The organism is Streptosporangium sp. NPDC049078 (genome assembly GCF_040648855.1).
GTDB lineage: Bacteria > Actinomycetota > Actinomycetes > Streptosporangiales > Streptosporangiaceae > Streptosporangium.
Genome location: NZ_JBEZEL010000025.1, coordinates 39,028 through 64,116 on the forward strand (window position 1 = coordinate 39,028; position 25,089 = coordinate 64,116).

Consider the following 25,089-nt stretch of genomic DNA (forward strand, 5'->3'; position numbering starts at 1 on the left):
GCGAGTGGTCTGTTGGGAATCTCCAGGGCATTTCACCGCCTACATCTGAGTCTTCAATCCTCCCATGCCCCGTCAGGGATGCGATAGAAAGTACGAGTCGACGTCCACCATGCCCGGTCGGCGAAGCGTCCGGTGATGCGGCCCATCATGCAGAAGAAGAGATGCACGTCCCAGGGCGTTCCTTTGTTGTCGAGTTCTAGCCCTGCCGTGTAGGGCAGGTAGTCGGGGAGGTCCATTGGTCCGCCTTCTACTAATGGCGGGGTGATATCACCAATTTGTTCCCCGTCGTAGTTGAGGTACAGCGGCTCAAGCCCTTCACCAATTTCTCCCGAGAAGTATATTTCGAAGACGCGTCGCTTTCCCAAGTTGCGAATCGCGGGGTGGTACGAGTACATGCCGAAGGCGAAGGTGTGTGTCCAACCAGGTGCATGTTGGCCCATCCAGATAGCCTTTTCCGGCAGGCCCTCGTAAGTCTCAAACACGGTTTTTAGGTCGCACTCCAGGCGCGATCCTGGATCCACTCTGAGAAGCCGGGCCAGTTCCGCCTGGTCGTCGCTTTCCATCCAGAGGGCGTGGAATCCCTGATCGAGCCACTGCCCATACTCGACCAGTAGGTCCCACTGGTTTTCCGTGGGAAGCCCCTGTTCTGCATTTGTCATTCTCTGCGTCCTCATGTAGAAGAGGGAATGCGGGGCTGCGCTCGGCAGTCATGCATTTAACGGCGGTCAATTCACGATCTTCACCCAGAAAGGGCTGTCGCTGACCTTGGTGATGGTGTTGACAGGGTCATAGGTGAGGATCCGGTAATGGCCATAGAATGTCTTAAGTGCGTCTCCGCATAGCAGGTTGTGGGTCTTCTGGACGCCACGAACGGAGTAGTTCATCTTGCCCTTGGCTACTCCTTCTTGAGTGGAGGCAAGGGGGTATTCGTCACACTGCGTGTTTTTATGGCCGTATTCTACGTAAACACGGGTGACCGCGAAGTGCGTGTTTGGTGACTCACACCCGCTTCTTCATCTCCTCGTAGGAGTGGCGCAGGATGCTGAGACGGATGTTGTTCTCGCTGTCCAGCCAGATCATGCCGATCCGCCAGATCGTGTCCATAGCTGCCGTGAAGGCGTCCTCGTTCAATGCCGCCAGCAGCACGTTGGCCGCGAAGACCTGCCGCTGCAGCCCATCGGCGTCCACGGGAGCCGTGGGCAGAGCCGCCGAGACCTGGGTGAGCAGGTCGTGCTGGAGTTCTTCAAGTGCCTCCCGAATTCGCCACGCCGGCGTATCGGCCCGCCAGGTGTTCAGCGCCGCGAAGGCTTCATCGATCAGTGGGCCGGCCAACCCGGTCTGCGCGCAGGCCGTTTCGGCGGTCAGAATGGCGATCTCACGGAGCCGGTCCGGCGTGGGATCGGCGAAGAGCTCCGCGAGTCTCGGTTCCCGCAGCAGTAGCTCGTCTCGCATCCGGATGAACTCGCGCCGCTCGTCGGTCGGTGCCGGGGTATCGCTGTCGGGCACGACCACGGTCAGTGCGCTGAGATGGTCGGCGGTGAGCCAGTCGTTGCCGAGACGCTGTCCGGTGAGCAGTTCGCCCATGGCCAACGCCGCGACCTTCCAGTCATCATCGAAGGGCAGGGCCTCGATCCAGGCGGTGAGGCGCTCCGGCTCCTCACCCTCGACACCCTCCGGGTCGAACGGGTCGACGGTCGCGAGGACCCGCCCCTGTTCGGCATAGGCGATCTGGGCATCGCCGCTGGCATTCCAGAACACGCTCAGCGCCCGCCCGTCGCGGGACAGGTTGGCCAGCACGTTGAGGCGTGACCCCTGGAAGCCGTTCGGCTCGATGGCCAGGACCCAGTCGCCTAATCGTCCGGCCAGCACAGCACCGGCGTACTGGGGCATCGCGTCGTAGGCGGCCTCGGTGGTCTGCCGGAAGCTCCGTCGCACAACCGTTTGCGACTGCCCGCCGACCCCGGAGAGCACCTCGTCCACACCGATCCCGGCACACCAGATGAGGCACATCGGCTGGTCGAGGATGCCTGCCAGTAGTGAACGGTAGTGCTGGGGATCGTCCATGCGATGTTCCTCATTCTCACGGGATGGGGGTGCCCGGTCTGCCGATCACCTCCGCCCTGGCACGGCAGGACCGACGGATTCCGATCACGAATATGTCGACAGCGGGGACCTGCGCATCGCATGGTCCCCGCTATCGACATTCAGCAGACCGAGCCAAGTAGCTCAGCTTCGCATCTTTTCGCATTTCGCCCGGCACCGATGATTCTCTGTGTACCGGCCTCCGAAGCGGGCTCGGTCTTGGCATCACACGAGCGGATCTAGGGCGCCTCCCAGTCCGGCACGAGCGACTCGTCGGGTTCGCAGGTGGTGACCATGGGCGGCTAAGTGTAGTTAATTCCCTGATTCTGGGTGTTGATGACCGTAACGATGAATTTCTGCTTCTCCAACACGCGATTCCGCTCGAACCACCAGCCAGGCCAGGATCCTGAGGTGCAGTTGTCAGTGGCGAGGATCGAGCCGTGCCGCGATGAGAGAGGGGGCGTTTGCTGGATGACCACGGAGGCCATTGCTTTTTTCTTCGTGGTGCAGGTACAGGGTGGGGAGGCCGGCGTCACGGACGGGGGTGGGATCGGGTCCGTGGACGCCGGCCTCTGGGTGCGGTCCACGCCCGGTGTGGGGGAGTGGTGGGCGTGGACCGGCTCCGGGGTCAGGGGGATCGGGGGACGATCCTGGCTGCCCGGAGGTCAGGGGTGGTGTCGTTGGGTGGTGAGGTCGAGCCGGTATCGCTCGGTCGGTAGGTCGAACCAGACGGCGGTGCCGAGTTGGCCGGTGCCGCACAGGCGGGTCCACTGGGTGCCGCAGTGGCCGTGGGTGAGTTCGGTGACGATGCGCAGGCCCCGGCCGCCGAGTTCGAGGTCGTCGAGGTGTTCGGGGACGGCCGGTGGGCGGCGTAGGAGGTGGTCGATGAGGGTGGTGCCCGCTCCGGCGTCGACGACCTCGGCGCGGACGGGCAGGTTGTGGTCGTGCAGGAGGCGTAGTTCGTAGGGGGCGGGGGCGTAGCGGGTGGCGTTGGTGACGAGTTCGGAGACGACGATCTCCAGGTCGTCGAGCACGTCGGGGGCCGGGAGCTGTTTGGTCAACTGGTCGCGGAACAACTCCCGGGCACGGCGGGCCGCGTTGCCGGGAGGCAGGCACCAGGCGGTCATCCGGAAGCGGTTGGGGAGTCTGCCGTGCCCGTCGGGGTCCGGGACGGGCACGTGCTCGATGAGCATCGTCGCTCCTAACGGGTGGGATGTGGAGACGTTTCATCGGTGGTTGGAAACCGGTTTTGGGAAAGTCGACTATCGCGGGATGGAGCGCTGCTCATTAGGGCTTTCATGAAATTCTTGCCCTGATTATCCGTTGTAATGAGACGACTGCGGAGCGTAGTGTTGTGAGAGCGGAACGAACCAGACGGGCTCAAGAAAACCTGCTCGCACCCCTCTCGAACAGGCAGATCTCGTCGTCCGGGGTTGTCCCCCCATCAGGGGAAGCCTCTCGTGGCCTGTCCGGGTGGATTAATCAGATTTACAGTCGGAGAAAGGGGAGTGGCGAATGTCCGGACCAGTCTCTATGCAGCCCGGAGAGGTCTTCGTCCATCCGTTGAGTTATGTCCGCGCCGAGCGCGGCTGGACCTACCAGGACCTGGTGACCGTCATCGCCCGACGTGTCGGGAACATGGCACGAAGGAGGGAGAAGGCATGGCGCTGGGAGCACTGGGGGGTCGTGCCCGACCGTGACACCCAACTCGCTCTCGCCGCCGAGCTCGGCGTCTCCCCGGAGACCGTCCACGCCCGGCCCTGGCCCGGCTGGCTGCCAGTCGGCGACCCCATCCGAGTCGACTTCTCCTGGGACCAGACGGGCAGTCGGCTCGCTCTCAACCACGCATTGGAGAAGGCGATGATGGACCGGCGAGGTTTCGTACGGCTGACCGGAATGAGCCTGACCGCGTTCGCGACCGACTGGCTCAACGTCGAACCGGCCCGGCTCACCTCCGTGCTGGGCGGAGGCCAGATCGGCGAGGAGTTCGTTGAGCAGATCGAGGCGAGCCTGCCTCGTCTGCATACGCTGCAGGGCAGCCACGGTGGGCAGTACGTCCGCAAGCTGCTCGACGCCGAGCTCGGCATGGTCACCGGGGTGCTGGAGAAGTCCTCCTACAGCGAGGCCATCGCCCGGCGTCTTCACACACTGGCCGCAGAGCTCGGGCAATTGGCGGGTTTCGCCTCCTTCGACACGGGATTGCATTCCGCGGCTCAGCGATACTGGGTCGCTGCCGTCCATTCCGCGCAGGCAGCCGGTGACCGCGCCGTAGGGGCGGACATCCTCAAGTCGATGGCTCTGCAATGCAGGGATGTAGGGGACTTTCCCGGTTCCTTGACCCTTGCCCGTGCCGCCTACGAGGGCGCCGGAAAGGTCACACCGCGTATCGCCAGCGTGCTGGCCATGCGCCTGGCGTGGGCCCACGCGAGTGTCGGCGAAAAGGCTGAGGCTCATCGCTTTCTGGGTATCGCCGACACCCAGTTCGGGCGCGGTACCAGCGCGAACGACCCCCGATGGATCCGATGGTTCGACGAGGGGGAATTCCACAACCATGTCGCCACCTGCCAGCTCGACCTGGGCGACCCGCGACGCGCGGAGCTCCATCTGGACAGGGCCAGAAACGGGTACGCCCCGACCCGGCGCAGAGACTACGTCGGTTACCTGGCCAAGCATGCCCACGTCCAGAATGACCTCGGTAACGCCGATCAGGCCGCTGACCTGCTCCACCAGGCGGTTCCGCTGATCGAGCAGGCCCCCTCCAAGCGCAACGTCGGCAAGCTGCTCGCCGTTCGCGATCGCCTGCCCGACGACACCCGCAGGAGCGACCTCGACCAGAGACTGTCCCCCCTGACCGGGTGACCGTGCCCGGATCTCGACGCGTCGCCGTCGTCACCTGAGTCGACCTCCGCGGCCCTGGCGGAGCCATCGCCGCGGAACCGGCCGAACGTTCTCTCGGAGACGACTCTCTTGACAGCTCTTCGACGTTGAGGGGGAAGCGCCCTCTTGGCGCCTTCCCCCTCTACGGTTCGTTTTCGATCCCACGACCTGCGTGTCCGGGCACCGGATGACGATGCCGGACGTCGAACGGTCGTGATCGGGCCACGAAGCCATGAAAGGGAGGGGAGGCGCTGCAGGATTCAACGAAGGGAGAGAGGGGGGATCCAAGAAGGTTCGAGTGAGCGGGGTGTCTGGTGGGGGGCGGCAGGCTCGGATGGAACACGGAGAGAGCCTGGGTGCGGGCGAGGTGAGGGGGCACCGGCCGGGCGCGGTCGGGGTCTCGCCGTGACTGCGCGGTGACGCCGAGATAACCGGCCGATGGTCTTGCCCGTGTCAGATGCTCAAGACACCTGTTAGGTCCAGGTCACGCCCCGCAGCATGGCTTGCTCCTTTCCCACCACGGCCCGCTCGCGAGCGAGCGGTTTCCAAGTCGTGAGCCGGCCGGTGGGCTGACTCACTCCGCCAAAGGTAGCGGTTGCCATCGCGCGTCGCACACTCCGCAACTATTGTGTTACACATCGTTAGTCGGAGAGGGGGACGACATGGTGGCTCCCAGTCACTCACCGGTCAAACCACGCGACGGCATGACGCCTTTGGTCGATCGATGGCCCCTGCTGGGGCAGCGTCGTCCGCTGGTCGGCTACCTCTGCGGGATAGTAGCGCTGGATCTCGCCGCGATCGTGTTCTTCTCGATTTCCGGTGTTTTCCGCTGGTCCGATGTGCTGACGTTCACCGCGTTGATGATGTGCGGGGCCGTGTGCATCGAGGCGACCCGGAGACTCGGCATGCCCGCGGGCGTCTACCGCGATCTGCTGTCCGCCTGGTGGTTACCCGCCGCCCTGCTCCTCCCGCCGATCTACGCGCTTCTGGCGCCCATCCCGCTCCAGTTCCTGCTGCAGAAGCGGGTGCGCGCGACGGTGGTCTACCGGCGGGTCGTCAGTTCGGCGGCGATCGGACTGGCCGGATGCGCGGCCTCGCTGCTCTTCCACGCCGTGGTCGGCGATCTGGGGGCGCTGACCAGGGGTGAAGGATGGCCGATCCTCGTCGCGATCGGCTGCGCGATCTTATTCACAGTGATCAACACCGCGCTGATCGCCGTCGCCGCGCACACCGCCGACCCCGAGAGCCGCTGGCGGGAGGTCCTGTGGAACCGGGAGAACCTGCTCCTCGACTTCGTCGAGCTCTGTCTCGGCGTCCTCGTCTCCATCACCTGCGGGCTCAACCCGGCCCTGCTGGTCCTCGCGCTGCCCCCGGTCGTGCTGCTCCAGCGCAGCCTGCTGCACGCCCAGCTCCAGGCGGCGGCCCGCACCGACCTCAAGACCGGCCTGCTGAACGCCGCGGCCTGGCAGCGGGAGGCCGACACCGAGATCGTCAGGGCTCGGCGCACCGGGGAGACGCTCGCGTTGCTGATCGTCGACATCGACCACTTCAAGAAGGTGAACGACACCTACGGTCACCTGATCGGCGATCAGGTCCTCGTCGGGGTGGCCGACACCATCCGCAGCCAGCTGCGTGACTACGACGTGGTGGGCCGGTTCGGCGGTGAGGAGTTCGTCGTCCTGCTGCCCAGGGCCGACGTGACCGAGGCGCGCAGGGTCGCGGAGCGGCTGCGCCTACGGGTGGGGCGGATGGCCGTCCCGGCCGACGACAACATGATCACTGTGACCATCTCGGTCGGTGTCGCGATCATGAGTGTGCACGGGGACGACCTGATCGAGCTGCTCGCGGCGGCCGACCTCGCGCTTTACCGGGCCAAGGAGCTCGGCCGCGACCAGATCTGCCTGTCGGCCACCATCGTGCCCCCGGCCCGCAGGCCCGGATCCGAGGCCGCTCCCGGCTGAACCACGCCCTGTCCGGGGGGCCGCCCTCGACCGGATCGGGGTCCTGGCAGAAATCATCCCGGCTGAACTTCTCGGGCTCCATCAGGGGCCGCTCCCGGCCGAACCGGCCTTCCTCCGGGGGCGCCCTCAGCCGAATCGGCCTTCGTTCAGGGCGGAATCCCCAACGGCCCCTGTCCAGGGCCGCCCATAGCTGAACTCCCCAGGCCCTAAACTAAAAGGCATGCCGGAGTACATCTACACGCTGCAGCGCGTGCGCAAGGCGCACGGTGACAAGGTCGTCCTCGACGACGTGACGCTGTCGTTCCTGCCGGGCGCCAAGATCGGTGTCCTGGGCCCCAACGGCACCGGGAAGTCGACGCTGCTGAAGATGATGGCGGGCCTGGAGCAGCCGTCCAACGGCGACGCCCGGCTCATGCCCGGCTTCACCGTCGGCATGCTTCAGCAGGAGCCCCCCCTCAACGAATCCAAGACCGTCCTCGGCAACGTCGAAGAGGGTGTCGCCGAGACCAAGGCGATGCTCGACCGCTTCAACGAGATCGCCGAGCTGATGGCCACCGACTACAGCGACGATCTGCTCAACGAGATGGGCAAGCTTCAGGACGCCCTCGACCACCGCAACGGCTGGGATCTCGACAGCCAGCTGGAGCAGGCGATGGACGCCCTTCGCTGTCCTCCGCCGGACGCCGAGGTCACCCAGCTCTCCGGTGGAGAGCGCCGCAGGGTCGCCCTGTGCAAGCTGCTTCTGGAGCAGCCCGACCTGCTGCTGCTCGACGAGCCCACCAACCACCTCGACGCCGAGAGTGTCCAGTGGCTCGAATCCCACCTGGAGAAATACCCGGGCACCGTTCTGGCCGTCACCCACGACCGCTACTTCCTGGACAACGTGGCCACATGGATCCTGGAGCTCGACCGGGGCCGCTGCCACCCCTACGAGGGCAACTACTCCACCTACCTGGAGGCGAAGGCGGCGCGGCTCAAGCTTGAGGGCCAAAAAGACGCCAAGCGCAAGAAGCGCCTGGAGGAGGAGCTGGAGTGGGTCCGCTCCAACGCCAGGGCCCGCCAGACCAAGAGCCGGGCGCGTCTGCAGCGCTACGAGGAGATGGCCGCCGAGGCCGACAAGCACCGCAAGCTCGACTTCGAGGAGATCCAGATCCCGCCGGGCCCGCGCCTGGGGACCACGGTGATCCGGGCCGAGAAGCTCACCAAGGGCTTCGAGGAGCGGGTCCTGATGGAGAGCCTCTCCTTCGACCTCCCGCGTAACGGCATCGTCGGTGTGATCGGCCCGAACGGTGTGGGAAAGACCACCCTGTTCCGGATGATCACCGGCAGCGAGACGCCCGACAGCGGCGAGATCGTGATCGGCGACACGGTCAAGATCTCTTACGCCGACCAGAGCAGGGGCGGGATCGACCCTTCCAAGAACGTCTGGGAGGTCGTCTCCGACGGGCTCGACTACATCAAGGTCGGCCAGGTCGAGATGCCGTCCCGCGCCTACATCGCCGCGTTCGGGTTCAAGGGCCCTGACCAGCAGAAGAAGTCGGGCATCCTGTCCGGCGGAGAGCGCAACCGGCTCAACCTGGCGCTCACCCTCAAGCAGGGCGGCAACGTGCTGCTGCTCGACGAGCCCACCAACGACCTCGACACCGAGACGCTCTCCAGCCTGGAGAACGCGTTGCTGGAATTCCCCGGTTGCGCGGTCATCACCTCGCACGACCGGTGGTTCCTCGACCGCATCGCGACCCACATCCTCGCCTGGGAAGAGGGTTCGAACTGGTTCTGGTTCGAGGGCAACTTCGCCGACTACGAGAAGAACAAGATCGAGCGCCTGGGTGCCGACGCGGCCAGGCCGCACCGGGTCACCTACCGCAAGCTCACCCGCGACTGATCCCCTTTCCCGGAGGCCGGCCCGCAGACCGGCCGGCCTCCGGGCAGGGGTGTCGCACCTGGCGCGGGCCCGCCCGCGACGGATGCGGTGTCGCCGTGCCGACGGGCTTCCGACGTACCGCCGTAAGCCGGCGCGTCGGGGCCCGCTACGGTTTCGGGTGTGTTTGGACAGAGCATCGTGGACGGCGTCGGCCGTGGCCACCGGCATGTGTTCCCCAGGGCCGTGAGGTTCGCCGACATCGACTCGCTGGGACACGTCAACAACGTACGGTTTCTCGACTACCTGGAGGACGCGCGGCTCGCGCTGTTCCATGTCGATCCCCGGCGTGAGGGCCGCGAGCCCTTCAATGGGCTCGTGATCGCCAGACACGAGGTCGACTATGTGCGGCCCCTCACCTTCCGCCCCGATCCGGTCCGGGTGGAGTCATGGGTGACGGAGATCCGGCCGGTGCGGTTCACCCTCGTGTACGAGATCCGCGACGACGAGGAGATCTTCGTCAGGGCCCGCTCGGTGATCGTGGCCTACGACGTGGAGAAGGCCTCCCCCCGGCGGCTGAACCAGGACGAACTCGCCTACCTGGACAGGTTCGTCACGGGCTGAGGGCGCCTGCCACCGGGCGTCCGCCGGTGGCAGGCGGTCTTTCAGGCCTCGGGAGTGTGCAGCCAGGCCGCGGTGTCCGGCAGGAGAAGGTGACCTTCCACCGGGGCGCTGCCGATCAGGACACGGTCGTGCGGAGGCAGTTGCACCGGCTCGGAACCGCAGTTGACGACGCAGGTGAGCGGACCCCGGCTGAAGATGAGGGCGTCCTCGGGGGAGTCCAGCCAGGTGATCTCGTCCGGCAGCGTGCCGCGCAGCTCGCGGCGGGCGCGCAGGGCCTCCTGATAGAAGTGGAGCGTCGAGCCCGGGTCGTTCGACTGGCGCTCGGCGGAGAGTGCGGCCCACTCGACCGGCTGTGGCAGCCAGGGCCGTGTTCCGTCGGGGGAGAAGCCGTAGGGCTCGGCCGCACCGGACCAGGGGATGGGGACCCGGCAGCCGTCGCGGCCGGCCAGCTCGCCCTTGGAGCGGGCGAAGATCGGGTCCTGGCGGGCCTCCGGGGGAAGATCCTTCACCTCGGGGAGGCCGAGTTCCTCCCCCTGGTAGAGATATGCCGATCCCGGCAGGGCGAGCATCGCGAGCAGGGCCGCGCGGGCACGGGCGAGGCCCGTCGTGGAGTTGGCGAGGCCGTCGCCGTACCGGGTCACGTGGCGGATCACGTCGTGGTTCGAAAGGACCCAGGTGGGGGCGGTCACCGCGGCGAGCGTGTCATCGATGATCTTCTTGAACGCGGGCCCTGACCAGGGCGCTTCCAGCCAGGCGAAGTTGAAGCTCTGGTGCAGCTCGTCGGGGCGGACGTACAGGGCGAGATCCTCGGCGGAGTCGGTCCAGACCTCGCCGATCGCCATCCGCTCGCCCTCGTAGGAGTCGAGGACCTTGCGCCAGTCGCGGTAGACCTCGTGCACCTCGGGCCGCCCCCAGATCGGCGACTCGGCCTTGAACGCCTGGTCCTCCGGCGGGGTGTCCGGCAGCCCTTCGGCCTTGTACAGGCCCATCGCGACGTCGATCCTGAACCCGTCCACCCCGCGGTCGAGCCAGAACCGCAGCACGTCGAGGAACTCGGAGTGGACCTCGGGATTGCGCCAGTTGAAGTCGGGCTGTTCGGGGGCGAAGAGGTGGAGATACCACTGCCCGTCGGGAGACTTGCTCCAGGCGGGGCCGCTGAAGGTCGACTGCCAGTTGTTCGGAGGGGACTCCCCGCCGTCCTGGAAGATGTAGCGGTCGCGCCCCTCGCCTCGCAGGGCGGCCTGGAACCACTCGTGGGCGGAGGAGCTGTGGTTCGGGACGATGTCGACGATCACCCGCAGCCCGAGCCGGTGCGCCTCGGAGACGAGTTCGTCGAAGTCGGAGAGCGTGCCGAAGAGCGGGTCGACGTCGCGGTAGTCGGCCACGTCGTAACCGCCGTCGGCCATCGGGGAGCGGTAGAAGGGGGTCAACCAGATCGCGTCCACGCCGAGCTCGGCGAGATACGGCAGGCGCTGCCGGATGCCGGGCAGATCGCCGACGCCGTCTCCGGAGGCGTCGGCGAAGCTGCGAACGTAGATCTCGTAGACGACGGCATCACGCCACCAGGGGGTTTCCATGTGCATGGGTTGCCCCAGGCCGGTGGGGTTTATGCGTGGCAGACCCCGACCTTACGGTGGTTTATACGTCGGGGGTGTTTACCATGCTGTGCGCCGCGTACACGAGATAGTCCCAGAGGCGTTTCTCCAGCTCGTCGGGGAGCTGCAGGGAGACCACCGCGTCGTGCATGTGGCGGAGCCAGGCGTCGCGCTCGGCCGAGCGGATGACGAACGGGTTGTGCCGCATCCGCAGCCGGGGGTGGCCCCGCTGCATGCCGTACGTGTTGGGACCGCCCCAGTATTGGATGAGGAAGAGCCTGAGCCGCTCCTCGGCGCCTTCGAGGTCTTCCTCGGGGTACAGCGGCAGGAGGATCGGGTCGGTGACCACTCCCTGGTAGAAGCGGTGCACCAGACGCCTGAAGGCCTCCTCACCGCCAACGGCGTCGTAGAAGGACTGGGATTCCTCGGGGGTAGCGGACACGTCATCCAGCCTAATTGACGTCAGGAGGCGATCGTGATGCCGGCGCGGTCGAGGGCGAACTTGATCCGCAGGCGGAGCTCGCGGGCGACCTCGCCCTGCCGGGAGGGGAGGGTCTTGGCGCTGACCCGGAAGATGACCGCGGTGTCGGAGATCTGCTCGATGCCCCAGACCTGGGGCTCCTCGACGATGACGGCGTCGCGGAAGGCGGGCTCGTTCCACATCTCGTCGGCGACCTCCTTGAGGAGGTCGCGGACCACGGGGATCTCCGAGGCGTACGCCACCGGCACGTCGACCGTGGCGCGCGCCCAGCCCTGGGACTCGTTGCCGACGCGGGTGATCGTGCCGTTGCGGATGTACCAGACGCGGCCGTCGCTGTCGCGCAGGCGGGTGATGCGCAGGGTGACCGCCTCCACGGTGCCGACCGCGGTGCCCGTGTCGATCACGTCACCCACGCCGTACTGGTCCTCCAGGAGCATGAACATGCCGGCGATGAAGTCCTTGACGAGCTCCTGGGCGCCGAAGCCGATCGCGACGCCCAGGATGCCGACGCTGGTCAGCAGGGGGGCGATGGGGATGGAGAGGCGTTCGAGGATGGTGAGCGCGGCGGTGCCCAGGATGATGATCGAGGCGATGTGCCTGAGCACCGAGCCGATGGTCTCGGCCCGCTGCCTGCGCCGTTCGGCCACGATCGCGTCGAGGCCCTCGGGGGCGACCGTCTCCCTGCCGCGCAGCCGTCCCGCCAGAGAGGTGCGCTCGGCGGACGCCCGGCGCACGATCCGGCCGATCAGCCGGTGCGACAGGTTGCGCAGGATGAGCGCGATGGCCACGACCAGTGTGATGGCGATCAGCCACGCGATCACGGGGGCCACCCAGTCGACGGACGCGGGGATGAGCATCTTCACAAAGTCGCAGATTACTCCCCCGCCGTCTCCGCACCCTTTTGTCAGGCCCGCACTCGCGTCGAGGAGGTCCTCAACGACGGCCTCCGCCCCGGATGTCGGGGTGACGCTGGGAGTGGGGGTGACGCTGGGGATGGGAGTAGGGACGGGCGTGGGGGAGAGCAGGAACACGGAGTGGATCCCTTTCGGATCGGATCGACAGGCTGACCGAGTGAGTCATGACCCACTCATCTTGCCGATCGAACCGGCCTCCGTCACATTACGCCGGGGAAGACGGGGACATCCTGGTCTGGAGCCGCGGAGGCGGACCCGGATGCCCCGGTGACGGGGTGACCCGGCACGGGGCACGCACCCGGAAGCGTGTCCCGTGCCGTTCCCGAAAGGGATCCCTCCTATTCACCGCCCGGACGAGAGACCGGACGGCAGCCTGTGCTTTGCAGCGGTTCGTGGGCTTCGGCTCACGGGGAGCCTCCGCGTTCTTCGTGGAAGTTCTCGTGGAACGGCGGCCCGCGGGTGCGGGCCTGACGATTCGGAGCCGGCGGGGTGTCCAGCGTCCGAAGACGCTCCGCACCGGATCACCCCGCCGGCTCCGTCGGGCCGCGGTAGGCGCGGCACACCGGGCGGATGAACGCCCGTTGTGCCGCTCACCTCACTCTCCTACCGCGGCTAGTACGCGTGCGACCTTGGTCGCGGCACCGGCGGGGTCCTCCACCGTGTGCATTCGTTCGCCCCAGGACCACCAGTAGTACCAGTCCCGCTGGCTGGGGGTGGCCTGCGCCCTGCAGGTGACGTTCTCCGCCAGGCTGGTCGCCTTCGGATTGATCACACGCACGAACGCACGGCCCGAGTGGGTCCGCACCAGGCGGGCGTGCAGCCCGCGACAGTCAAGCTCCGTCACCAGCCGCTCAAGGTGCTGGAAATCGTCTTCACCCACCTCGTCCCTCCTCGTGCTCTCGGATGGCCGGCACCGAATCGTGTTCGTTCGATCACGCTTCCGGTGCTGCCCGCCAAAGATGACTCACAGCGGCCCTACGGGTCAATTCAGGGAAAACCCTGTTCAGGGTGGGCGATGTGCCAAGTGGGTTGAAAGAAACAGTCCTTCGGAGGACGATTCTTAGCCAGCGGCTTTATTAGCGCGTTCCGGATGAGTCAAACGTGGTCCATCATTCTCGGTAGGCGCAGTGCGACCAAAAGATCACACTGCGTCAAGGGAGATGGGGATCCGGTCGGGACCAGTGTGCCAGCCAGCCCAGCTGGTCACGAGAGAGGGGCCGGTATGTCCGGCAGGCAGCACAGGGAGACAGAGTTGGCGAGGCAGGTCCGGGCCCGTGGCCTGGCGGCCGGGAAGTCCTCGGCGCAGATAGCCGAGGAAATATATGAAAAGTGTAGTTCGCAATTCGGGACCACTCGGATAAAAGGTCACCGCCTCGCGCACGGCGTCGCTCTCGCGGACGTCATCGAACAGATACGGGCGCTGTTCGAACGCGACGGTAAGGCGGCTCCCGGCATCGGTGAGACGCTCCTGTCCGCGTACGAGAGCGGGCTGAAGCGGCCCGGTCCCGAATACCTGCACTACCTGTGCTCCGCCTACCGGGTCGAGCCCCCCTCCCTCGGGTACGACGGCCCGTGCATCTGTGGTCACGGCCACAAGATGCCCGGTGTCGTGCGAGGTGATCTCCAGGATGGAAGACCCGACACTTCCCCTGGTCCGCGTGAGCTGCTGATCCAGCCGATCGGCGCCGATCCTCCCGCGGACGGGGGTGAGGAGGACGAGAACGTGCTACGGAGGACGCTCTTACAGCTTCTGGCCGGCAGCGGCATCGCGCTGGACGGGCAGGTGCTCGGATCGGTGGAAAGCATGCGTCGGCGGATGGACGACACGCTGGTTTCGGCCACCGTCTCGCCCGCGATGCTCGATCAGTGGGAGGAATCCACCATCGGCTTCGGCCGCCAGTACATGAACACCCCCCCGCTCAGGCTGCTGTGCGACGTGATGCTCGAATTCGCCGCGGTGCGCAAGGCGATGGAGCGGCGCCAGCCGGTCGACCTGCAAGAACGACTGTGCCGCATGGCGGCGCAACTCGCCGGTCTGAGTGGCATGATCATGGTCAATCTCGGTGACCACAGGCTCGCGCGGTCCTTCTTCAGGACGGGCAGGACCGCGGCGGACGAGACCGGCGACCGGGCGCTGAGGGCGTGGGTCACGGCGAGGGAGGCTCTGGTCCCCCTCTACTACGGCGACCCGCGCGAGGCCCTCAACCTCGCCAAGAAGAGCAGGGACCTGGCCGGGCAGACGCCCTGTGCGGCCCAGGTCATGGCCCCGGTGGTCGAGGCCCGCGCGCTGGCGATGATGTCGGGCTCGGGCAAGAAGGACGTGGTCGACCAGGCGAAGCGGGCGCTGTCGAGGGCGAGGGCCGCCTTCTCCCAGATGTCCGCCACGGAGCAGGACGACTCGACCTTCGGCTACACCGAGCGCCAGCTCTACTTCCACCAGGGAGACGCGCTCGTCAAGCTCGGGCAGGCGATGGAGGCCGATCTCATCCTGGAGCAGGCGCTCACCAAGTACGGCCCGACCGACTGGCTCGACCCGACCTTCATCAAGTTCGACCGGGCCCAGTGCAAGATCCTTGAGGGTGACGTGGACGAGGCGCTGGAGATCGCCCACCGTACGGTCCTGGGCCTCGACGAGAGTTGCCGGCCCGACATCCTCATGCAACGCGCCCACGAGGTGGGCAAGCAGGTCGAGGTGAAGGTCCCCGGCCATCCCAAGCTCAAGACCTACATGGAGTCGCTGCGCAGCCGCGGCACGTCGACGGAGGATCCGGTGACCGACAGGAGTGGCACTTGAAGCCGAGGCTTCGGCGTTATCGCTGGTCCGACCTGGAGTCCGTATGGGCGCTTCACCAGATCTGCCTCGCGCAGGTCGGTCTCGCGCCGGGAGACGGCGTCTACTACGAGGACGACTTCCCGAGGATCCACGAGATCTATCTCGCCGACCGGGGTGAGTTCCTCGTGGGCGAGACGCCCGAGGGGCGCGTCATCACGATGGGCGGTCTGCGTCGTGTCGACGACCAGACCGCCGAGATGTGCCGCATGCGGGTCCATCCGGAGTTCCAGCGTCGCGGATTCGGTGCCCAGATGGTGCTCGCGCTGGAGACGCGGGCCACCGAACTCGGTTATGTACGTCTTCGCGGTGACACCACCATGAATCAACTCGCGGCGATGGAGCTCTATCGCAAGTTCGGCTGGCGCGAGGTCCGCCGGGAAGAGCGAGGGGGGTGTGTGGTGATTTACGGAGAAAAAGACCTAATAGCCGCTATGTCCTCTTTAACTAAGTGATCTATATTTAGGGATATCTTTCGGTTTGGTATTGCCTATTTCGGAAATATCCGAATAATTATTTTTGTACCTACCGCCATTCCCTGGTGAGTGCGATGAAAAAGATCATTGTCCACAAAGCCGGCGTGTCGCGACTGGGTGGCGCTGCCGGCACCATCCACAAGGGATGAGATTCTTCCCCACCGAGAGAATCATCCTCCAACGGTCGCGGCCCCCGATCCGAGAGATCGAGGGCCGCGCGGGCTTTTCTTGTCCGGCTGTTCGTTCCCTTTTCCGGCTGATGACCGGTTCACCCCAGCAGCGTGAGGCGGGAGACGACCTCCGGCAGGTCGGGGGGTTCCAGGGAGCCGGGGAGATCGACCATCTCCGCCGGTGAGAACCAGTCGCAGCCGAGGTAGGTGATGTGCTCCTCGGCGGTGAACGCCCCGGCGCTCACCTCGGGGGTGCCCTCGAACCTCGCCAGATAGAACCGCTCCGTCTTGGCGTAGTCGACCCCGATCCAGCGGAACTCCCTGCGTACCGGCACCCACAGGTTCAGCACCGCCTCGCCCGGCAGCCCCGTCTCCTCGGTGAGTTCGCGCCGCGCGGCCTGCAGGGGGGTCTCGCCCGGGTCGATCCCGCCGCCCGGCGGTTCCCAGAGGGTCTGGCCGCCGACGGGGTCGCGCCAGTGCATGAGAAGCACCCGGCCTGCCCCGTCCACACAGATCACCCGGGTCGCGGGCCTGTCGTTCGGCTGAGGGATGTCCGCGATGTCCGTGGTATCCGGGGTGTCCGCGGGGTCTGGGGTCTCCATAGGGTGGGGGTCCATAGGGTGGGGACGATAGCACCCCGTTCGCCCAGCGGATCAGCGCCTCGGACGGTTCCGGATGGCTTTCCTGACTCCGGGCGATGTCGGCCGATCCCGGGTCCTCCGACGGCCAGAACGAGATCGCGTGGTTGTGGTGGTTCCGGGGGTCTGTGGTGGCCTTGGGATCTCGTGGCCCGCCACGTGCCGGACGGCCGGATGCGGTGGCAGGATTCGCTGTACCCTGCCCAGGTCAGATGGAAGCACCGTACGATCCGACCTCTCAAGCTCAAGGGTGAAGGCATGAGTTCCAGGGCCGAGTTTGTGTTGACGCTGTCCTGCCCGGACCGTCCGGGAGTGGTGGCCGCGGTCTCCGGCCTCCTCGCCGGGCGGGGATGCAACATCATCGAGAGCCAGCAGTTCGGTGACGCCGTGGCCGAGCGGTTCTTCATGCGGGTGCAGTTCGCCTCTCCGCTGTCCGACGGCGAGCTGCGCGAGGCCTTCGCCGCGCTCGCCCCCGAGTTCGGCATGGATTTCAAGCTGCGCGACGTCTCCGTCAAGCCGCGCGTGCTGGTGATGGTGAGCAAGTTCGGCCACTGCCTGAACGATCTTCTGTACCGGACGCGCTCGGGCCTGCTCGACATCGAGATCGTCGCGGTCGTCTCCAACCACCCGGACCTGCGGCCGCTGACCCAGTCGTACGGCATCGACTACCACCACCTGCCGGTCACCCCCGAGACCAAGCCCAGGCAGGAGGCGGAGGTCCTCACCCTGGTCGACCACTACCGGGCCGACCTGGTGGTGCTCGCCCGCTACATGCAGGTGCTGTCGGAAGACCTCTGCGTCAAGCTCGCGGGCAATGTGATCAACATTCACCACTCGTTCCTGCCGTCGTTCAAGGGCGCCAAGCCCTACCACCAGGCGCACTCCCGCGGCGTGAAGCTGATCGGCGCGACCGCGCACTACGTGACCGCCGACCTTGACGAGGGCCCGATCATCGAGCAGGAGGTCGCCCGGGTCAACCACACCCACTCCGCGGACGACCTCGCCGCCATCGGCCGTGACGTCGAGTGCCAGGCCCTGGCGCGGGCCGTCCGCTGGCACACCCAGCAGCGCGTCCTGCTCGACGGTCACAAGACGATCGTCTTTCCCCGCTAGCCACGACCGCTCCCGGTCAGCAGATTCTCGGTAGCGGGTCGCCGACCAGCAGGTCGACGATGCGGGTGCCGCCGAAGGCGGTCCTGAGCAGGACCAGCCCCGGCGGATCGTCGGCGATCCGCCCGATGATCGCCGCGTCGGAGCCGAGCGGGTGGGAACGAAGGGCGGCCAGGGCCGTCTCCGCGGAATCCCCGGCCACCACCGCGACCATCCGGCCCTCGCAGGCGACGTAGAGCGGGTCGATCCCCAGCAGTTCGCACGCCCCCCGTACGACGGGGCGGACCGGCACCGCGTCCTCGTCGAGGACGACGGCGACCCGCGAGGACTCCGCTATCTCGTTGACGATCGTCGCGACCCCGCCCCTGGTCGCGTCGCGCAGGCAGCGCACCGCGCCGCCCCCGTCGCCGTCGCAGGCGTCCAGCAGCTTCTCGACGAGGGCGTTGAGCGGAGCGGTGTCGGAACACAGGTCGGCCTCGATGTCGAGTTCTCCCCGGGCGAGCATGATGGTGATCCCGTGCTCGCCGATCGGCCCGGACACGATGACCGCGTCTCCCGGCCGCGCGGAGGCGGCACTCAGCCGGACGGGCCGCTCAAGCGTCCCGATGCCGGAGGTGGTGATGTAGCAGCCGTCCGCCTTGCCCCTCTCCACGACCTTGGTGTCACCGGTGACGATCCACACGCCCGCCGCCCGCGCCGCCTCGGCCATCGAGGCGGTGACGCGCCGCAGGTCGGCCACCGGAAATCCCTCTTCCAGGATGAATCCGGCCGACAGGTAGCGGGGGCGGGCCCCGCACATGGCCAGGTCGTTGACGGTGCCGTTGACCGCGAGGTCGCCGATGTCGCCGCCGGGGAAGAACAGCGGTGTGACCACGAACGCGTCGGTGGTGAGGGCGAGCCCGTCGGTGACCGCGCCGTCCTCCAGGGTCTCCAGCATCGGGTTGCGGAACGACTCCAGGAACACCGCCTCGATCAGGGTCCTGGTGGCCTTGCCGCCCGCGCCGTGCGCCAGGGTGACGAGGTTCTCCCGGACGCGCGCCCCGCGTCGCCGTACCCGCTCGATCCGGTCCAGCACCCGCTGCTCCCGGACGCGCGCCTCCTCCCTCGGGTCACTCCGGTCCGGTACGTGTCCGAGCACGCGCGTCTCCTCCTTCGGGTCCTTCAGGTCCGGTACGTCTCCGCGGCCGGGTGTCTCCTCCCGCAGGCCCGGCACCTGCCACCCGTCGGGTGATCCCGGGGGATCCATCTCCCGTACGGCGTACTCCTCGGTCCGCCCGTCGCCGCCCGCTGCGCCGTTCACGTCCGGGTCGCCTCCCTGACGCGCTCGCGCGAGAACCGGCCGAAGTTGTAGTACGCCGCGCAGGCGCCCTCGGACGACACCATGCACGTGCCGATCGGCGTCTCCGGAGTGCACGCGGTGCCGAAGACCTTGCACTCCCAGGGCTTGAGCACCCCCTTGAGCACCTCGCCGCACTGGCACGCCTTCGGATCGGCCACCCTCCCGCCCGGAATCCGGAAGATCCGCTCGGCGTCGAAGGCGGCGTACCGCTCGGTGACCCTGAGCGCCGACTGCGAGATGAAGCCGAGCCCGCGCCATTCGAAGTACGGCCGCAGCTCCATCACCTGGCCGATGACGCGCAGGGCCTTGAGGTTGCCCTCCCACGGGACCACCCGGGAGTACTGGTTCTCCACCTCGGAACGGCCTTCCGACAGTTGCAGAAGGATGCGGTAGACCGTGTGCAGTACGTCCAACGGCTCGAAACCGGCGACCACCATGGGCTTTCCGTAGGCACGCGCGACGAACTCGTACGGCCGGCAGCCGATCACGGTCGAGACGTGGCCCGGCCCGATGAACCCGTCGAGGCGCAGGTCGGGAGAATCCAGGATCGCCTTGATGGCGGGGATGATCGTCACGTGGTTGCAGAAGATCGAGAAGTTCTCGATCCCCTCGGCCTCGGCACGCAGGACCGTCATCGCCGTCGAGGGCGCGGTGGTCTCGAACCCGATGGCCATGAAGACCACACGCCGTTCCGGGTTCTGCCGGGCGATCTTCAGGGCGTCCAGCGGGGAGTACACCATCCGGATGTCGGCCCCCCGCGCCTTGGCGTCGAGGAACGAGCCGTTCCCGCCCGGCACCCGCATCATGTCGCCGAACGACGTCATGATCACGTCCGGCTGTCCGGCGATGTGGACGGCGTCGTCCACCCTTCCCATCGGGATGACACAGACCGGGCAGCCGGGACCGTGCACCAGGGTGACGGCCTCGGGCAGGTAGTCCTCCAGGCCGTGCTTGTAGATCGTGTGGGTGTGCCCGCCGCACACCTCCATGAACTTGTAGTCGCGGCCGGGCTCGCACAGCGCGGCGATCCGCGCGGCGAGCATCCGGGCCTTCTCGGCGTCGCGGTACTCGTCGACGAAACGCATCAGCCCTCACCCCTCTTCGATCGTGGATTCTCGGAGGGCCGCGATCTCGTCCTCGTACGCCTGGCCGATGCTTTCGAGGAAGTCGAGCGCGGCCCTCGCCTCCACCTCGTCGATCTTCGACAGCGCGAACCCGACGTGGATGAGGATCCAGTCGCCGGGCGCGACGCACTCGTCCTCAAGCAGGCCGATGTTGATCGCGCGCTTGACGCCGCAGACGTCGACCATGGCCAGATCAGGACGATCCGACAGGATTTCCACGATCTCGCCGGGAATTCCCAGGCACATGAGAGGCCTCCGCCAGCTGGATGGACTCGAGAACGAGGTCTTCGCCGCCCTCGGTGTCGATATCGGTGTCGCCGCACCCCGCGCAGAGGGCGAAGGGCTCGACGGAGGTGGACGTGCTCCCGCAGGAACGGCAGGTCATCCTCACCGGGACGATGACCAGTTCCACGTGGGCGCCCTCGGCCACGGAACCCTCGGAGATCGAGGAGAACGCCAGGTTGACGGCCGGTTCCGTGAGGCGGAGCAGGGCGCCCGCGCGGACTCGCGCCCGTCGCACCCGCCTGCCGTCCGCCCGGTTCTCCACCGCCGTGAGGATCGCCTCGGCGATCCCGAACTCGTGCATGATCGTTTCCTCTCATTCTGACGCGAGCGTGCCCTGACCCTCCTGGTTTTGCCGTCAGGTCGGGACACGCTCCGGTAGTGTGTTCGAGTCGCCGCTGGACGGGCGGAGACGTTAAACGCCTGCGGAGCTGAGGTAAGACCTGGACTCGTCCAGGCTCCTGGCTGTGAAACAGGAACCCACCAAGATGTCGCGTGAGCGACATGGCAGGAATCTTCGGCGTTCACGCCGAGGAGGACGTCAAATGTTCCGCATCCTCAGGTAGCGCTTGATGTCGGGGAGCGACTGGTAGACCAGTACGGCCACCCCCACCAGCACCGCCCCGGCCAGCAGGCGTTTCAGCATGTCCGTTCCTCCTCGTGGCCCGCGGTGGCGAGCGCCATCGCGATCTGTTGTCCCGCGAGCTCGACGACCAGGTCCGCCGCCCTGGCGACGGCGTCCGCGACCGGAGGGCTGAGCCGCATGCCCGGCGAGATGTCGGCAGGCTGGCAGCCGACGAGCAGGACGCGACCGGCCTCGCCGCCGAGCACGCCCACCAGCGAGAGCACGGTCTCCGGCGTCATCGAGTGCGCGTCGGCGAAGGATCGCGGTACGTCGCCCGCCGACGGTTCGAGGACGTACAGGGTGCCGGGCGGCCCGTCGCGGGAGACCGCGTCGACCAGGATCGTGACGTCGTACCCGCCGCCGGTCAGCTCGTACGCCAGGTGGACGCCCCGGATGCCGAAGTCCCTGACCTCGACCCCGCCGGGCAGGTCGGTGCGGGCCAGGTGTCCGGCCACCGCCACCCCGAAGCCGTCGTCGCCGAGGAAGACGTTTCCCACACCGGCCACCAGGATCCTCACGCGCCCACCTCCCCGTCGCCGGGCGGGAGATCGCGCCGCGGACCTCCGGCCGAACTCTCCGCTGACCTCTCGGTCGCCGGTCGCGTCGGGGATCCCGTCGCCGGGCCCGTGGGCGAGCCGTCCGTGAGCGGCTCGACCTCGTCGGGGGCGAAGTAGAGGAAGCGGCCGTGCGATCGGTGCAGGTCGGCGCCCGGATCCTCCTCCAGGGTGACGGCCAGGTGGTGGGCGCCGTCGAGGTCGAGGAGCACGGCCTCGACGTGCGCGGTCCTGCCGGCGAGGAACATGTCGTGGGCGTCGGCGCGTCGCCGGCCGGGAACCAGCCTGACCCTGCTGCCCCTGGAGACGGCCACCCCGGAAATCGTCACGCTGTCGGCCTCCGGGGAGACCGCAGCCTCAGCCCACTGAGGGGCGGACCTCTCCTCCAGGGCCCAGGACGACTCCTCACTCGCCGGAGACATCGGTGAGGACGTGCACGAGGACATCTCCGGAGACGTCCGGGAGCGCGGGTCGGTGGTCTCCTCCACCGAACGGATCGCGCCGTGGAGTCGTTCCAGCAGTTCAGGTGGCATGTGGCCGACCATGTCGATGAGCTCGGCCACCCGGGGGTCGGTCTCCCGGGCCTCCCGTGCTTCGGAGTCGGTGAGGGTGAGGGTGCGCAGGTGGAGCATCTCGTCGATCTCCGTGGAGTCGAACAGCGGCCCGGGGCTCTCCGGCGCGATGTCCGGGTGGTCGTAGAGGATGATCGGAGAGGACAGCACCACGTCCCGATGGCCCGGCTCGCCCACGAGTACCGGCCAGGTGTGCTCGTTGCGGCAGGTCTCCACGGCGGGCCGGGCCCAGTTCGGCGGGTCGAGCAGGGAGACGAAGGCTCCGGCGGTCACCGCGATGAGCAGGTGCGCCGAGATCAGCGAGTGCCGCAGCGCCTGCTCGCGCGGCGCGCCCAGCGGTTTCCAGGGGTCGGTGTTCTCCACCCGGACGCGCAGCTTGACCAGGTCGTAGGGGCCCGGTACCAACTCGGCGGAGACCCTGAGCGCCGCGTTCAGCGGCAGGTGCTCGGAGACGAGGCGCCCTATCACCTCTCCGGACGGCGCCACGATCGGCTCGACCACGCGGTCTCCGGGAATCCGTACCTCGATGACCCGCTCCGGGGCGTCGAGCAGACCGGCGATGGGGAGTGTCACCTCCGTCTCCCGCTCGGTCGCCTCGTCGAAGGCGAGGTAGGTCCGGTGGCCGTTCCGCAACTGCTGGACCGGCCAGTAGCCGTCGTCCTCGGCACGCTCGACGCCGCGTGTCCTCAGGTGCAGGAAGCGCAGGTTCAGGTGCGCGACGGCGTACGCGGCCCCTTCGAGGAGGCATTCGGTCACGTTGTACGGATACTCGGCGGTCGCGGTGAACCCCGGGGGGACGAGCACCCCGAACTGCCAGCGCACCTGGTTCTTGGGCGCCGAGGCGCGATAGGGGTAGAGAAGGTAGCCCTCGTACAGCACCGCGTCCGCCACCCGCCGCGCGATGTCCATCGGAAAGCTCATCGCCGCGTCTCCTTGAGCAGTAGTTCCAGGGTCTCGTCCCAGGTCGCCAGGGCGCGCCCGGACTTGAACCTGCTGAGTTCCCGCAGCGTGCCGCGACGCAGCCGCAGCCACCCCGAGTCCGGGAAGTAGCGGTCCATCAGCTCCCGCCACACCGCCACCGGCAACCGGCAGCGGGCCTCGCGATGCCACGGCACCTGGCTCACCGAGAAGCCGTCTCGTGCCCTGGCGAACACCGTGCCGTGGAAAAGCATGAGCATCGGGATATCGCCGTCCTCCAGGGCGGCGAAATACCGGCCCGCCGACACCTCCAGGTCGTAGCCGCACGGCACCGGCACGTCGATCTCGGTGCTCCCGGTGAACGCCGGGACCATGACGGAGACGTCGGCGAACCGCAGGGGCTTCAGCGTGTCGCCCCAGCGCGCCGGGTCACCGAACAGGTCGCCGAGCAACTCCGCCTCGTCGGCGCCGTGGCGCCGCAGGTGGGGCTCCACCCGGATCTGGCAGCCCAGCGCGACGGTGTGCACCCCCGAGGGAGCGGGGGCGGTGACGCGCAACCGGAAAACGAGCGTCGGGAAGGCCGCGTACGCCTCCGCCCGCACGCCCACGCAGTCGAACGTGAGCTCATCCACCGCCCTCACCACCTCGGAGGGGCGGTACGGTGCGGCCGCGTCCGCGCAGGTCGGCGAAGAAACCGTCGATCGCCTCCCGCGCCGCCTCGCCGCCGTCGAAGCCCTTCCAGTGCATCCGCACCAGGCCGACCAACGCGTAGCAGGTGTCGATCGGCACCAGATGGCAGGCGAAACCGCCGTCGGGACGGCGGTCCACCAGGAGTGCCTCCACGTCGGGCCGGACGTCGGCCATCTCCGGGTTGTTCGCCAGGACGCGCCGCCACGTCTCCAACGGCAGCAGCGACTCGGTGGCTCCGGCCGGGCTCGGATAGAACGCCACGGTCCGGTCCATCGCGGAGTTGTGGAAGAAGAAGGCCGTGCGGACCGGGATCTGCATCTCGTCCCAGTCGGCCGCGCTCAACAGGAAACGCGGGGCGTGGAGGTAGCGTCGCGGGACGGCCCGGTAGCGTGCCCGGCCGTCCGTGTCGCGGGTGAACAGCAGGTAGCAGGCCCGGCAGGCGCACAGCAGCGCTCGGCTCTCGACATTCACGAGGTGGCCGTGCTCCTCGCCCGCGGGGGTCGCGCACAACTCGCACAGCGTCGTCGATGTCGGTGTCGTCGGTGTCGTCGGTGTCGTCGGCGACCCGGCGGACCGGTCCGTCCGGGGCGGCTCGCGGAACCTGCGCAGCCCGGTGGCCGTCACGACACCGGCTCCGGCTTCGCCGTCTGCGGTGCCCCTGGTCCTGGCTCCCGCCCCGGATCGGCGGCCGGTCCCGGCCCTGACCTCGGCGCCGCTCCCGGTCCTCGCGCCGTTCCCGGTCCTAGCGCTGCTCCTGGCCCTAGCGCTGCTCCCGGGGCCGGTGCGGAGTCCGGAGCCCGCTCCGGAACCGGGCACGGGCCGGGCGCGCGGCGCTGGATCTGCAGCAGCCCCTGCCGCCCGTCGCTCACCCCCTCGACCTCCACCCCCGACACCTCGGGCGCCGCCTGGGCGATGGCTCGTTCGATGGCGTCGGTCACTGTGACCAGCGAGGACGGGCAGCCGTGGCAGGCGCCCTCCAGACGGAGCCGCACGATCCCGTCCTCGCCCACGCCGAGCAGTTCCACACCACCCTCGTGCGACCCCAGGTGGGGCCGTACGCTCTCCAGCGCGTCGCGGACGCGTTCGGCCGTGCTCAGCGGGTGCAGGTCGTGCAGCACCAGCAGCCCGGACACGAGCGGGTCGCCGACCATGCGGCCCAGCACCTCGGCGGCCCCGGTCTCGGTGACGATCTCGACGACGCGTTCCAGACCGGCGCCGTACAACTCGACGAGGGCACGTACGAGGTCCTCGGCCTTGGCGCGCGTCACGGCGTCGCCCAGCGCGCCGAGGTCGGCGATGAGCGCCTCGACACGATCGCCCGTCGCCTGGACGTCATGGGTTCGCGGCATCTGCCAGGGCCCCCTTT

General features: G+C 67.7%; 24 protein-coding genes and 1 pseudogene. 7 read left to right on the top strand and 18 right to left on the bottom strand.

The genetic code is table 11. The annotated features are described in order from the left end of the window. Positions 1-53: 53 nt before the first annotated feature. The 4 genes and pseudogenes from AB0B90_RS34575 to AB0B90_RS34590 form a co-directional block, all read right to left on the bottom strand. Entirely contained in the window at positions 54-659 is a 606-nt protein-coding gene (locus AB0B90_RS34575) for a hypothetical protein (protein ID WP_362926398.1), read from the bottom strand. A 66-nt stretch (positions 660-725) separates the two neighbouring features. Further along, positions 726-959, bottom strand: a pseudogene (locus AB0B90_RS34580) (hypothetical protein); the annotation flags it as partial. Between the two features lie 40 nt (positions 960-999). Then, the gene (locus AB0B90_RS34585) at positions 1,000-2,064 is read right to left on the bottom strand and encodes a DUF6461 domain-containing protein (protein ID WP_362926399.1); all 1,065 of its coding nucleotides are present in this window, start codon (positions 2,062-2,064) and stop codon (positions 1,000-1,002) included. 683 nt (positions 2,065-2,747) lie between these two features. After that, positions 2,748-3,275, bottom strand: a complete 528-nt coding sequence (locus AB0B90_RS34590; protein ID WP_362926400.1) for an ATP-binding protein — start codon at positions 3,273-3,275, stop codon at positions 2,748-2,750. A gap of 322 nt (positions 3,276-3,597) precedes the next feature. Here AB0B90_RS34590 and AB0B90_RS34595 point away from each other — a divergent pair, with 322 nt between their 5' ends. The 4 genes from AB0B90_RS34595 to AB0B90_RS34610 all read left to right on the top strand — a co-directional run bounded on the left by AB0B90_RS34595 (position 3,598) and on the right by AB0B90_RS34610 (position 9,405). Next, a complete protein-coding gene (locus AB0B90_RS34595; RefSeq protein WP_350949452.1) occupies positions 3,598-4,941 on the top strand; it encodes a hypothetical protein in 1,344 nt (447 codons plus the stop codon). A 680-nt stretch (positions 4,942-5,621) separates the two neighbouring features. After that, positions 5,622-6,920, top strand: a complete 1,299-nt coding sequence (locus AB0B90_RS34600) for a GGDEF domain-containing protein (RefSeq protein WP_362926401.1) — start codon at positions 5,622-5,624, stop codon at positions 6,918-6,920. Between the two features lie 220 nt (positions 6,921-7,140). Next, positions 7,141-8,805 carry an energy-dependent translational throttle protein EttA gene (gene ettA / locus AB0B90_RS34605; protein WP_350949454.1) on the top strand — a complete coding sequence of 555 codons (1,665 nt, stop codon included), beginning with the start codon at positions 7,141-7,143 and terminating at the stop codon, positions 8,803-8,805. Between the two features lie 159 nt (positions 8,806-8,964). After that, on the top strand, positions 8,965-9,405 hold the full coding sequence (locus AB0B90_RS34610) for a thioesterase family protein (RefSeq protein ID WP_350949455.1): 441 nt from the start codon (positions 8,965-8,967) through the stop codon (positions 9,403-9,405). Between the two features lie 41 nt (positions 9,406-9,446). On the opposite strand, the gene AB0B90_RS34615 is transcribed toward AB0B90_RS34610, so the two are convergent. The 4 genes from AB0B90_RS34615 to AB0B90_RS34630 form a co-directional block, all read right to left on the bottom strand. Beyond that, positions 9,447-10,988, bottom strand: a complete 1,542-nt coding sequence (locus AB0B90_RS34615) for a glycoside hydrolase family 13 protein (RefSeq protein ID WP_362926402.1) — start codon at positions 10,986-10,988, stop codon at positions 9,447-9,449. Positions 10,989-11,043: 55 nt separating this feature from the next. Further along, the gene (locus AB0B90_RS34620) at positions 11,044-11,442 is read right to left on the bottom strand and encodes a globin (RefSeq protein ID WP_350949457.1); all 399 of its coding nucleotides are present in this window, start codon (positions 11,440-11,442) and stop codon (positions 11,044-11,046) included. Between the two features lie 20 nt (positions 11,443-11,462). Next, a complete protein-coding gene (locus AB0B90_RS34625) occupies positions 11,463-12,338 on the bottom strand; it encodes a mechanosensitive ion channel family protein (protein ID WP_350949525.1) in 876 nt (291 codons plus the stop codon). A 652-nt stretch (positions 12,339-12,990) separates the two neighbouring features. Beyond that, positions 12,991-13,275, bottom strand: coding sequence for a hypothetical protein (locus AB0B90_RS34630; RefSeq protein WP_350949458.1), 285 nt, complete (start codon positions 13,273-13,275; stop codon positions 12,991-12,993). 372 nt (positions 13,276-13,647) lie between these two features. Here AB0B90_RS34630 and AB0B90_RS34635 point away from each other — a divergent pair, with 372 nt between their 5' ends. Together AB0B90_RS34635 and AB0B90_RS34640 are read left to right on the top strand one after the other, a co-directional pair. Further along, complete coding sequence (locus AB0B90_RS34635) at positions 13,648-15,189, top strand: XRE family transcriptional regulator (protein WP_350949459.1); 1,542 nt, start codon at positions 13,648-13,650, stop codon at positions 15,187-15,189. Beyond that, the gene (locus AB0B90_RS34640; protein ID WP_350949460.1) at positions 15,186-15,680 is read left to right on the top strand and encodes a GNAT family N-acetyltransferase; all 495 of its coding nucleotides are present in this window, start codon (positions 15,186-15,188) and stop codon (positions 15,678-15,680) included. The genes AB0B90_RS34635 and AB0B90_RS34640 overlap by 4 nt, the downstream gene beginning before the upstream one ends. Before the next feature lie 289 nt (positions 15,681-15,969). On the opposite strand, the gene AB0B90_RS34645 is transcribed toward AB0B90_RS34640, so the two are convergent. After that, positions 15,970-16,473 carry an NUDIX domain-containing protein gene (locus AB0B90_RS34645; protein ID WP_362926403.1) on the bottom strand — a complete coding sequence of 168 codons (504 nt, stop codon included), beginning with the start codon at positions 16,471-16,473 and terminating at the stop codon, positions 15,970-15,972. Positions 16,474-16,767: 294 nt separating this feature from the next. Here AB0B90_RS34645 and purU point away from each other — a divergent pair, with 294 nt between their 5' ends. Next, positions 16,768-17,622, top strand: coding sequence for a formyltetrahydrofolate deformylase (gene purU, locus AB0B90_RS34650; RefSeq protein WP_350949462.1), 855 nt, complete (start codon positions 16,768-16,770; stop codon positions 17,620-17,622). Between the two features lie 16 nt (positions 17,623-17,638). Here the strand turns inward: purU and hypE are convergent, their stop codons facing one another. The 9 genes from hypE to AB0B90_RS34695 form a co-directional block, all read right to left on the bottom strand. Next, the gene (gene hypE / locus AB0B90_RS34655) at positions 17,639-18,919 is read right to left on the bottom strand and encodes a hydrogenase expression/formation protein HypE (protein ID WP_362926404.1); all 1,281 of its coding nucleotides are present in this window, start codon (positions 18,917-18,919) and stop codon (positions 17,639-17,641) included. After that, positions 18,916-20,043 carry a hydrogenase formation protein HypD gene (gene hypD / locus AB0B90_RS34660; protein ID WP_350949464.1) on the bottom strand — a complete coding sequence of 376 codons (1,128 nt, stop codon included), beginning with the start codon at positions 20,041-20,043 and terminating at the stop codon, positions 18,916-18,918. Before hypD ends, hypE begins: the two co-directional genes overlap by 4 nt. Before the next feature lie 6 nt (positions 20,044-20,049). After that, the gene (locus AB0B90_RS34665) at positions 20,050-20,301 is read right to left on the bottom strand and encodes a HypC/HybG/HupF family hydrogenase formation chaperone (RefSeq protein ID WP_350949465.1); all 252 of its coding nucleotides are present in this window, start codon (positions 20,299-20,301) and stop codon (positions 20,050-20,052) included. Beyond that, positions 20,276-20,668 (bottom strand): hydrogenase maturation nickel metallochaperone HypA, encoded by a 393-nt coding sequence (locus tag AB0B90_RS34670; RefSeq protein ID WP_350949466.1) that lies wholly within the window; start codon positions 20,666-20,668, stop codon positions 20,276-20,278. The genes AB0B90_RS34665 and AB0B90_RS34670 overlap by 26 nt, the downstream gene beginning before the upstream one ends. A 335-nt stretch (positions 20,669-21,003) precedes the next feature. After that, positions 21,004-21,507, bottom strand: a complete 504-nt coding sequence (locus AB0B90_RS34675; protein WP_350949467.1) for a hydrogenase maturation protease — start codon at positions 21,505-21,507, stop codon at positions 21,004-21,006. Next, positions 21,504-23,036 carry a hypothetical protein gene (locus tag AB0B90_RS34680; protein WP_350949468.1) on the bottom strand — a complete coding sequence of 511 codons (1,533 nt, stop codon included), beginning with the start codon at positions 23,034-23,036 and terminating at the stop codon, positions 21,504-21,506. The genes AB0B90_RS34675 and AB0B90_RS34680 overlap by 4 nt, the downstream gene beginning before the upstream one ends. Then, positions 23,033-23,665, bottom strand: a complete 633-nt coding sequence (locus tag AB0B90_RS34685; RefSeq protein ID WP_350949469.1) for a DUF6084 family protein — start codon at positions 23,663-23,665, stop codon at positions 23,033-23,035. The genes AB0B90_RS34680 and AB0B90_RS34685 overlap by 4 nt, the downstream gene beginning before the upstream one ends. Beyond that, positions 23,658-24,347, bottom strand: a complete 690-nt coding sequence (locus AB0B90_RS34690) for a DUF5947 family protein (protein ID WP_362926405.1) — start codon at positions 24,345-24,347, stop codon at positions 23,658-23,660. Before AB0B90_RS34690 ends, AB0B90_RS34685 begins: the two co-directional genes overlap by 8 nt. Beyond that, a complete protein-coding gene (locus AB0B90_RS34695; RefSeq protein WP_362926406.1) occupies positions 24,344-25,072 on the bottom strand; it encodes a NifU family protein in 729 nt (242 codons plus the stop codon). The genes AB0B90_RS34690 and AB0B90_RS34695 overlap by 4 nt, the downstream gene beginning before the upstream one ends. Positions 25,073-25,089 lie beyond the last annotated feature (17 nt).

What these genes read in the sequence shown, in the direction of transcription:
- AB0B90_RS34695 (WP_362926406.1), bottom strand. Translation starts at nt 25,072, where the DNA reads ATGCCGCGAACCCATGACGTCCAGGCGACGGGCGATCGTGTCGAGGCG.
- ettA (WP_350949454.1), top strand. Translation starts at nt 7,141, where the DNA reads ATGCCGGAGTACATCTACACGCTGCAGCGCGTGCGCAAGGCGCACGGT.
- purU (WP_350949462.1), top strand. Translation starts at nt 16,768, where the DNA reads ATGAGTTCCAGGGCCGAGTTTGTGTTGACGCTGTCCTGCCCGGACCGT.
- AB0B90_RS34615 (WP_362926402.1), bottom strand. Translation starts at nt 10,988, where the DNA reads ATGCACATGGAAACCCCCTGGTGGCGTGATGCCGTCGTCTACGAGATC.
- AB0B90_RS34575 (WP_362926398.1), bottom strand. Translation starts at nt 659, where the DNA reads ATGACAAATGCAGAACAGGGGCTTCCCACGGAAAACCAGTGGGACCTA.
- AB0B90_RS34645 (WP_362926403.1), bottom strand. Translation starts at nt 16,473, where the DNA reads ATGGAGACCCCAGACCCCGCGGACACCCCGGATACCACGGACATCGCG.
- AB0B90_RS34600 (WP_362926401.1), top strand. Translation starts at nt 5,622, where the DNA reads ATGGTGGCTCCCAGTCACTCACCGGTCAAACCACGCGACGGCATGACG.
- AB0B90_RS34595 (WP_350949452.1), top strand. Translation starts at nt 3,598, where the DNA reads ATGTCCGGACCAGTCTCTATGCAGCCCGGAGAGGTCTTCGTCCATCCG.
- AB0B90_RS34585 (WP_362926399.1), bottom strand. Translation starts at nt 2,064, where the DNA reads ATGGACGATCCCCAGCACTACCGTTCACTACTGGCAGGCATCCTCGAC.
- hypD (WP_350949464.1), bottom strand. Translation starts at nt 20,043, where the DNA reads ATGCGTTTCGTCGACGAGTACCGCGACGCCGAGAAGGCCCGGATGCTC.
- AB0B90_RS34670 (WP_350949466.1), bottom strand. Translation starts at nt 20,668, where the DNA reads ATGCACGAGTTCGGGATCGCCGAGGCGATCCTCACGGCGGTGGAGAAC.
- AB0B90_RS34625 (WP_350949525.1), bottom strand. Translation starts at nt 12,338, where the DNA reads ATGCTCATCCCCGCGTCCGTCGACTGGGTGGCCCCCGTGATCGCGTGG.
- AB0B90_RS34680 (WP_350949468.1), bottom strand. Translation starts at nt 23,036, where the DNA reads ATGAGCTTTCCGATGGACATCGCGCGGCGGGTGGCGGACGCGGTGCTG.
- AB0B90_RS34590 (WP_362926400.1), bottom strand. Translation starts at nt 3,275, where the DNA reads ATGCTCATCGAGCACGTGCCCGTCCCGGACCCCGACGGGCACGGCAGA.